Raw genomic sequence first — 6,823 nt, forward strand, 5'->3', positions numbered from 1 at the left:
ACTGCCGGTGTCGGCGTGCGGTGAGTCGACCACGCGAACGCCGTCGAGGTCGACCCGGTCGCGGACCTGCGCGGAGGCGCTCCCCAGCGTGACGATCAGCTGGTCGAATCCGCAGTCGCGCGCAGTGTCGAGTGTCGAGCCGAGCAGTGTTTCACCGTGGTATTCGAGCAACTGCCACGGTACGCCGAGGTGTGGGGAGCTCTCGGCGGCCAGCACCATCCCCGTGACGAACATGGGCGGATCAACTGCGCAACTGGGGAACGGCGGACACGACGGGGCTCCTTAGGGCTGTCCCCGAGTGGCAAGCCGAAACATCGATCGAACCCCGGCGCCGGTCAGCGTGTCAACGCATGTCCGGAAACTGGTCAGTACCGTGTCAGCCCAGAAGTCAGCGCAGAAGTCAGCGCAGGGAAGAAGCAAACGTTTCGAGGGCCGGATACCCGGCGTTCCCGGTGACGATCGTGGTGACGCCGGAACCGACCAGCACCAAGGCGTTCTCGCCCTTGCGATCCAGCAGCACCTTGCGTTGCCACGTGACACCGGCGACCGTCGCCGTACCGTCGTCTGAGGTCTTCCCCAGCTCCTCGGACTGGAACTTCGGCCCGGCGACGTTGGACTGCTCGATCCCCACGTACTTCTTCGAGTCGGTGACAACCCCGAGGTGCCACGTCATCGGCATCTGCTCCGGCGCGCGGAACTCGACGCTTGTCGCCTGCCAGCCGGCCGGCATCGGCTCCGGACCGCGCACCCAGGATGCGGCCTTGCGGGCGTCTTCCAGCTGAGCGGTGTATTCGACCGCGCGGACCTTCTCCTCCTTCGGCCGCCAGGTGACGATCATCAGGAAGGCGACCACGATGAAGCAGGCGAGCAGCGCCCAGAACATGTTGGGCAGCGTCCGCGCCTTCGCCCGGTCCTTGTTGTTCTGCTCGCGATAGGCAATCGCCTCCGCGCGCGCCCGGGCCTTCTCCCGCGCCTCGGCTTCACCCTGACCAGTCGAACTCATGACACGAGTGTCGCATCCTGGCTAAGTGGTCCTGGCTGAGAGGTCCGATCACCGGGTTGGCTACGATCCGTTGACATGACCGACGCCACGACTCCGCCAGCCCATCTCGAGGTCGAGGCCGATGCGCCTGACCGCAACCTCGCGCTCGAACTGGTCCGGGTCACCGAAGCCGCCGCGATGGCGGCCGGTCGCTGGGTCGGTCGCGGTGACAAGAACGGCGCCGACGGCGCGGCGGTGAACGCGATGCGCACCCTGATCGGCACGGTCGGGATGAACGGCACGGTCGTGATCGGCGAGGGCGAGAAGGACAACGCCCCGATGCTCTACAACGGTGAGCGGGTCGGCGACGGCAGCGGCCCGGAGTGCGATGTCGCGGTCGACCCCGTCGACGGTACGACGCTCGTCGCCAAGGGAATGAACAACGGCATCGCCGTGATGGCGGTCTCACCGCGCAACTCGATGTACGACCCGTCCGCGGTGTTCTACATGGAGAAACTGGTCGTCGGTCCGGAGGCGGCCGACGTGGTCGACATCCGGCTCCCGGTCGCGGAGAACATCCGCCGGGTCGCCAAGGCCAAGGGCTCGAGCGTCGACGACGTCACCGTCGTACTGCTCGACCGGCCGCGGCACGACGACCTGGCCACGCAGATCCGGGCGACCGGTGCGCGGATCAAGTTCATCAGCGACGGCGATGTCGCCGGTGCGCTCGAGGCAGCGCGGCCGGACACCGGTCTGGACATGCTGCTCGGCATCGGCGGTACGCCGGAGGGCATCATCGCGGCCTGCGCGATGAAGTGCCTCGGCGGCAAGATCCAGGGCCGGCTCTGGCCGACCGATGACGACGAGCGCCAGAAGGCGATCGACGCCGGGCACGACCTCGACCGCGTCCTCGACACCGACGACCTGGTCAGCGGTGACGACTGCTTCTTCGTCGCAACCGGGATCACCGACGGTGAGCTGTTGCGCGGCGTCCGTTACGGACGCTCGACCGCGCGCACGCACTCGCTGGTGATGCGCTCGCGCAGCGGAACGATCCGTAGCATCGAGAGCGTCCACCAGTTGGAGAAGCTCCGCGCGTACTCCGCCATCGACTTCGAGCACGCAAGATGAGTGCACCAACCCTCGTCATCGGCGAGGCGCTCGTCGACATCGTCAGCACCGGAGCCAAGGCCACTCGCAACGGAAAGCCCAAGACGACACCCGGTGGTTCCCCGGCGAATGTCGCGGTCGGGTTGGCAAGGCTCGGCGTACCGACTCAGCTCGTCACCCGCTTCGGCACCGACCCGTACGGCGACCAACTCGGAGCGCACCTGTTCGGGAACGGCGTCCAGTTGTCGCCCGGTTCGGTGGAGCCTGGCTTCCGGACCAGTACGGCGACCGCAACGCTCGACGCGGCCGGAGTTGCGTCGTACGAATTCGACATCACGTGGGAGCCGCCGTCGCTCTCGCTGTCGCGGGGTTGTCCCGCCGTGCACACCGGGTCGATCGCGACGGTGCTTGAGCCGGGCGCGACCGCGATCCGCGAGTTCCTGAAGTCGCTGGCGGATCAGCCGGTGACCGTGACCCTCGATCCGAATGCACGCCCGACGATCACTCCGGACCCGGTTGCCACGTGGGCCGCCGTACGGGAGTTGGCTGCGCTGTCGGATCTGGTGAAGCTGAGCGATGAGGACTGCGAGTTCCTGCAGCCCGGGCAATCGCCTGAGTCGATTGCGGTCGAGCTGCTGAGTGCGCCGCGGACGCAGTGCGTCGTCATCACCCGCGGCGGCGAAGGCGCACTCGGGATCAGCCGGAACGGGCGGATCGACGTGACCGCGCCGAAGATCGAGGTCGTCGACACCGTCGGTGCGGGCGACTCGTTCATGGCTGCGCTGATTGCCGGTCTGAACGCCCAGGGCCTGCTCGGCGAGACCCGGTTGGCCGGGTTGACGTCACAGAGCTTGGAGTCCGTGGTCGACTACGCGGTCAAGGCCGCCGCGATCACCTGCACTCGGCATGGCGCCGACCCGCCGACCGCCGCCGAACACACGGCAACCTGGGGAGCCTGATGCCTCCGGCTGATGCATGGAACACCGCGCTGGACGAGGCCGGGCGGGTGGTTTTCCCACCGCGCCGCGGCCGGCTCTACCTCCGGTTGGCCGCGTTCGGTCTGGTGACGATCGCCTCCCTGGCAACGAATCTGGACCATCTGCGCGCTGACGGGATCACCGGGACCATCGGCGTCCTGCGACTGACCGCACTGGCCGCCTTCGTCTACGGGACGGTCCTGACGCTCGTCCAGCTGATCGCCAACAAGCCGGTCGTCACGATCGACGCCGAAGGCATCACCCGCGGCCGACGGCTGCCCTGGTCCGGCATCGCCCAGATCGACGAGCCAACCGGCTTCACCGGCGCCCGGAGCATCCAGGTGCGCCCGGTCGATCGCCGTACCCGCCCGATCAGGATCTCGCTCGACAACGTCGAGGAGCTGGACGCATTCGCCCACTGGATCCGCTCGGTCCAAACCCGCTACACCGCCTAGCGCCGACTTTCGGCCTCCGCGCTCCCCTTCCTGCATTAGAGTTGCGCCTCCTGGGGAGGGGTGGGGGCATGGCGACCATGGGTGAGGCCTCGGCCGAGGTGTGGGCGGAGGAGTACCGGAGGACTGGGCGGGTCGAGTTCGTACGCCGCGCTGCGCCGTACCGGCGGGTGATGCTGCGGAACCAGTTCGTGGTGCTGGCCGTTGTGTGCTGGATCGCCTTCGTCATTCCGTTCGAGAACGAAGCGACGGCCGCTGCGTTGCTGCTCGGCCTGTTCGCCGTTGGGCGGAGCACCTGGGCGGTCGTTCAGCTCGTGGGCAAGCCGGTCCTGCTGGTCGTGGATACCGACGGGGTCCAGTACCGCGACAAGCGATGCGCGTGGAGCGAGATCATCCTCATCGGCGCGCCACAGCGCTGGGATGTTGAGCTGATCCTCCGGGAAGGCGAGCTGGTCATCAAGCACTATGCGGTGCGCGACCTGGCCGCGCTGGCCGGCTGGTTTGGGGAGCTCCACAAGGAGAACCAGGCAACCACACAAGGGGATTCACATGCCGATCATGGGTGAGGCCTCAGCGGAGGTGTGGGCGGCGGAGTACCAGCGGACCAGCCGGGTCGAGTTCACTCGGCGGACAGCGCCGTACCAACGGGAGATGTTGCTGCTGCAGGGGCTGACGGCTGTGAGCATCCTGCTCCTTGCCTTCGTGGTGCCGTCCGACAGTGACGCGTGGCTGTTGCTGATCGTGGTCATGCTGGTCACGTTCGGCCGGAGTATCTGGGCGGCGGCACAGCTCGTGGGCAACAAGCTGTTGCTGCTGGTTGATGCCAACGGCATCCGGTACGGCGACACGCGGCTGGCGTGGAACCAGATCGGGACGATCGGCATCCCACACAAGACGACGCTGGCAATCGTGTCGCTGGACGGGAAGCCGTTGACCATCAGGCACTGGGCTGTGCGCGACATGAGCGCCTTGGGCGGTTGGCTCGAGGACGTTCTGAAACAGCACCGCGCGACCTTCGAAGGGGAGTCACATGCCGACAACGGGTGAGCAGACGCCCGCTGCCTGGACCGAAGAGTTTCAGCGCAACGGACGGGTCGTGTTTCCGTTGCGGCGGCGGCCGTATGTGCTGCGCGGAGCGGTCATCCTGTTCGTGTACGGCTTGAGCGGGGTGTCGAACCTGATCAGTTTGGCGGACCAGAGCGGGTATCGGCTGCTGGCAACGTCTCTCCGGGTGATGCTGCTGCTGACGCTCATCGGCATCGGCAGCTGGCAGCTGATTACGCGTTGGCCGATCCTGACTGTCGACGCCGAGGGGATCCGCTACGGCCGCGCGTTCATGGCGTGGGACGAAGTTGGTACTGCCGGCATTCCCCGCGGCCCGGCCTTCTTTCGTACGCTGCCGGTGCTGCCTGCCAACGTCTGGGACAAGGAGATCCGCATCCACCGCGACAATGTTCGCGACCTGACCGCGCTCTCCGCCTGGCTCAACGACCTCCGCCCGCACCGCAAGCACAACGACAAGGAACCGCATGCCGACAACGGGTGATCTGACCGCCGATGCCTGGGACGAGGAGTACCGCCGTACCGGCCAGGTGACCTTCCCCGTACGGCGTCGCCCAGTCGTCGTGCGGGCGGTCGTCGTCGGTGTACTCGCGGCGTTGCGCGCCCCGCGGGCCTTCACTTCGGAGCTGGCTGTCGGCTGGGCGGTGGCCGACTGGGTGGTTCTCGTGCTGCTCATGAGCCTGCTCGCCTACAGCCTCTGGCAGTTGGCGACCGGCGAGCCAAAGGTCGTGGTCGACGCCCGAGGCATTCACCGCCGCGGCAAGTCGGTCGCCTGGTCGTCCATCACCGCCATCGGCTTCGGGGCCGGCGGCGGCGGCCTCAAGGTCGAGTCGGCCAATCCCCCGAACAAGCTCTTCATCCGCCGCGACAGCTTCCGCGACATCACCATGGCCCGCGCCTGGTTCGTCTATCTCCTCGAAAACCACCGCCGCTCAGGAGCCCAGTCATGGTGATGGGCGACACCGGCCCGGACCGCTGGGACGACGAATACCGCCGTACCGGTCGGGTGTTCTTTCGCCGCCGACGCCGAGCACTCCTCAGTCGGCAGTACCTGATCTCCTGGGCGATCACGATCGTGCCTGCGATCGGGACCTTCGACGACTGGGACTCCCGCGGCACCTGGTTCTACATCCGCGTCGTCGGCATCGCGCTCCTGCTCGCCTCAGCCGTCCACACCACCGCCCAGATCCTCCGCGGCGCCCCGGCCCTGATCGTCGACACCACCGGTATCCACCTCGGCAAAGGCTTCGTCCCCTGGTCCGCCATCGCCACCATCGGCCCGCCGACCAGCACCTTCTGGAACGACCGCCTCCCGATCCACCTGACCGACGAGGACGAGGACGCCGTCGAGATCCCCCAGGACAACGTCCACGACCTCCCAGCCCTCACCGCCTGGCTGACCCACCTCCACACCGAACGCCACCCGGGCGCTCTAAGCGGCTGAGTGCCCCTCGTCGAACCGAACTACCAAACGCGCCTCGAACGCCTGCGCAATCCGCTCGAGCAATGCCAACGTCGGCACCGTCCCGCCGGCCTCGAACCGCGCAAGCGCCGACTGCGTCATCCCCGCCGCTTGCGCGAGCCGGGTCTGCGTCCAGCCCCGGTCCTCGCGCATCGCCCGCACCGCCGCGCCCAGCTCGAACGCCCGCCGCGCCGCGTCGTACGCCTCGCCGGCACCCGGCTCCCGCAGCCGCCGCCCCCGCACCTCGTCCCAACCAGCCACGTCACTCCTCCTCCGTCGGCACACTGTGCGCCCGCTCCACACACCGCCGATATGCCCGCCGCGCTCGGCCGATCTCCTGCGTCTCACGCATCCGGCTCTTCCGGAACACTGTCAACAAGATGATCCGCCGGTCGGTCGCGATCCAGTAGCTGATCCGCATCGCGTCCTGATCGAGCCAGAAACGCAACTCACGCAGCTTCCCGTCAAGCTGTTTCGTGTACGGCTCGCTCAGCAGCGGCCCCCGATCGGCGAGGAGATCGATGTAAAAGGCGGCGCGCCCGAACAGCTCGGTCGGCAATGCCTCGAGCCAATCGCGCACTTCGGCTTCGAGTTCAACGGTACCCCAGGACATAGCACGAATGCTATATCGGAATCGTCACTCTCTGTCGCACACTATCCACAGGACCGATCAGCTCAGGCCGAGGCGTTTGGTGAGGCGGGGGCCGCGTTTGATCTTGATGTCGCCGAGGATGGCGGTGCCGCGGATGTGGAAGGTTTTGGGGCGGGTGTTGGGGGC

At 67.4% G+C, this 6,823-nt stretch carries 12 protein-coding genes; 8 read left to right on the forward strand and 4 right to left on the reverse strand.

Annotated features, from left to right (window positions below):
• Positions 1–234: NTP transferase domain-containing protein (locus E1263_RS41440; RefSeq protein ID WP_165956936.1), on the reverse strand; the 234-nt coding region annotated here is incomplete at its 3' end.
• A gap of 166 nt (positions 235–400) precedes the next feature.
• Positions 401–1,003 (reverse strand): DUF4245 domain-containing protein, encoded by a 603-nt coding sequence (locus tag E1263_RS41445; protein ID WP_132177799.1) that lies wholly within the window; start codon positions 1,001–1,003, stop codon positions 401–403.
• Positions 1,004–1,078: 75 nt separating this feature from the next.
• Between E1263_RS41445 and glpX the strand changes: the two genes are divergently transcribed.
• The 8 genes from glpX (at position 1,079) to E1263_RS41485 (ending at position 6,027) form a co-directional block, all read left to right on the forward strand.
• Positions 1,079–2,113, forward strand: coding sequence for a class II fructose-bisphosphatase (gene glpX / locus E1263_RS41450; protein ID WP_132177801.1), 1,035 nt, complete (start codon positions 1,079–1,081; stop codon positions 2,111–2,113).
• A complete protein-coding gene (locus E1263_RS41455; RefSeq protein WP_132177803.1) occupies positions 2,110–3,051 on the forward strand; it encodes a carbohydrate kinase family protein in 942 nt (313 codons plus the stop codon). Before glpX ends, E1263_RS41455 begins: the two co-directional genes overlap by 4 nt.
• A complete protein-coding gene (locus E1263_RS41460; protein ID WP_132177805.1) occupies positions 3,051–3,524 on the forward strand; it encodes a hypothetical protein in 474 nt (157 codons plus the stop codon). The genes E1263_RS41455 and E1263_RS41460 overlap by 1 nt, the downstream gene beginning before the upstream one ends.
• Before the next feature lie 68 nt (positions 3,525–3,592).
• Positions 3,593–4,087 carry a hypothetical protein gene (locus E1263_RS41465; RefSeq protein WP_132177807.1) on the forward strand — a complete coding sequence of 165 codons (495 nt, stop codon included), beginning with the start codon at positions 3,593–3,595 and terminating at the stop codon, positions 4,085–4,087.
• The gene (locus E1263_RS41470; protein ID WP_132177809.1) at positions 4,071–4,568 is read left to right on the forward strand and encodes a hypothetical protein; all 498 of its coding nucleotides are present in this window, start codon (positions 4,071–4,073) and stop codon (positions 4,566–4,568) included. Before E1263_RS41465 ends, E1263_RS41470 begins: the two co-directional genes overlap by 17 nt.
• The gene (locus E1263_RS41475; protein WP_132177811.1) at positions 4,552–5,067 is read left to right on the forward strand and encodes a hypothetical protein; all 516 of its coding nucleotides are present in this window, start codon (positions 4,552–4,554) and stop codon (positions 5,065–5,067) included. The genes E1263_RS41470 and E1263_RS41475 overlap by 17 nt, the downstream gene beginning before the upstream one ends.
• Positions 5,051–5,536 carry a hypothetical protein gene (locus tag E1263_RS41480; protein WP_132177813.1) on the forward strand — a complete coding sequence of 162 codons (486 nt, stop codon included), beginning with the start codon at positions 5,051–5,053 and terminating at the stop codon, positions 5,534–5,536. The genes E1263_RS41475 and E1263_RS41480 overlap by 17 nt, the downstream gene beginning before the upstream one ends.
• Positions 5,530–6,027: a hypothetical protein gene (locus tag E1263_RS41485; protein ID WP_132177815.1), complete on the forward strand. Its 498-nt coding sequence runs from the start codon at positions 5,530–5,532 to the stop codon at positions 6,025–6,027. Before E1263_RS41480 ends, E1263_RS41485 begins: the two co-directional genes overlap by 7 nt.
• Here E1263_RS41485 and E1263_RS41490 read toward each other — a convergent pair.
• A complete protein-coding gene (locus tag E1263_RS41490; protein WP_238162049.1) occupies positions 6,016–6,306 on the reverse strand; it encodes a helix-turn-helix domain-containing protein in 291 nt (96 codons plus the stop codon). The two genes, E1263_RS41485 and E1263_RS41490, sit on opposite strands and share 12 nt — an antisense overlap.
• A gap of 1 nt (position 6,307) precedes the next feature.
• Positions 6,308–6,658 (reverse strand): type II toxin-antitoxin system RelE/ParE family toxin, encoded by a 351-nt coding sequence (locus tag E1263_RS41495; protein ID WP_132177817.1) that lies wholly within the window; start codon positions 6,656–6,658, stop codon positions 6,308–6,310.
• Positions 6,659–6,823 lie beyond the last annotated feature (165 nt).

Origin of the sequence: Kribbella antibiotica (assembly GCF_004349055.1) — a bacterium.
GTDB classification, from domain to species: domain Bacteria; phylum Actinomycetota; class Actinomycetes; order Propionibacteriales; family Kribbellaceae; genus Kribbella; species Kribbella antibiotica.

Excerpts from the sequence above, each read along its gene's own strand:
- E1263_RS41445 (WP_132177799.1), bottom strand. The coding sequence starts at position 1,003 with ATGAGTTCGACTGGTCAGGGTGAAGCCGAGGCGCGGGAGAAGGCCCGG.
- glpX (WP_132177801.1), top strand. The coding sequence starts at position 1,079 with ATGACCGACGCCACGACTCCGCCAGCCCATCTCGAGGTCGAGGCCGAT.
- E1263_RS41455 (WP_132177803.1), top strand. The coding sequence starts at position 2,110 with ATGAGTGCACCAACCCTCGTCATCGGCGAGGCGCTCGTCGACATCGTC.
- E1263_RS41460 (WP_132177805.1), top strand. The coding sequence starts at position 3,051 with ATGCCTCCGGCTGATGCATGGAACACCGCGCTGGACGAGGCCGGGCGG.
- E1263_RS41465 (WP_132177807.1), top strand. The coding sequence starts at position 3,593 with ATGGCGACCATGGGTGAGGCCTCGGCCGAGGTGTGGGCGGAGGAGTAC.
- E1263_RS41470 (WP_132177809.1), top strand. The coding sequence starts at position 4,071 with ATGCCGATCATGGGTGAGGCCTCAGCGGAGGTGTGGGCGGCGGAGTAC.
- E1263_RS41475 (WP_132177811.1), top strand. The coding sequence starts at position 4,552 with ATGCCGACAACGGGTGAGCAGACGCCCGCTGCCTGGACCGAAGAGTTT.
- E1263_RS41480 (WP_132177813.1), top strand. The coding sequence starts at position 5,051 with ATGCCGACAACGGGTGATCTGACCGCCGATGCCTGGGACGAGGAGTAC.
- E1263_RS41485 (WP_132177815.1), top strand. The coding sequence starts at position 5,530 with ATGGTGATGGGCGACACCGGCCCGGACCGCTGGGACGACGAATACCGC.
- E1263_RS41495 (WP_132177817.1), bottom strand. The coding sequence starts at position 6,658 with ATGTCCTGGGGTACCGTTGAACTCGAAGCCGAAGTGCGCGATTGGCTC.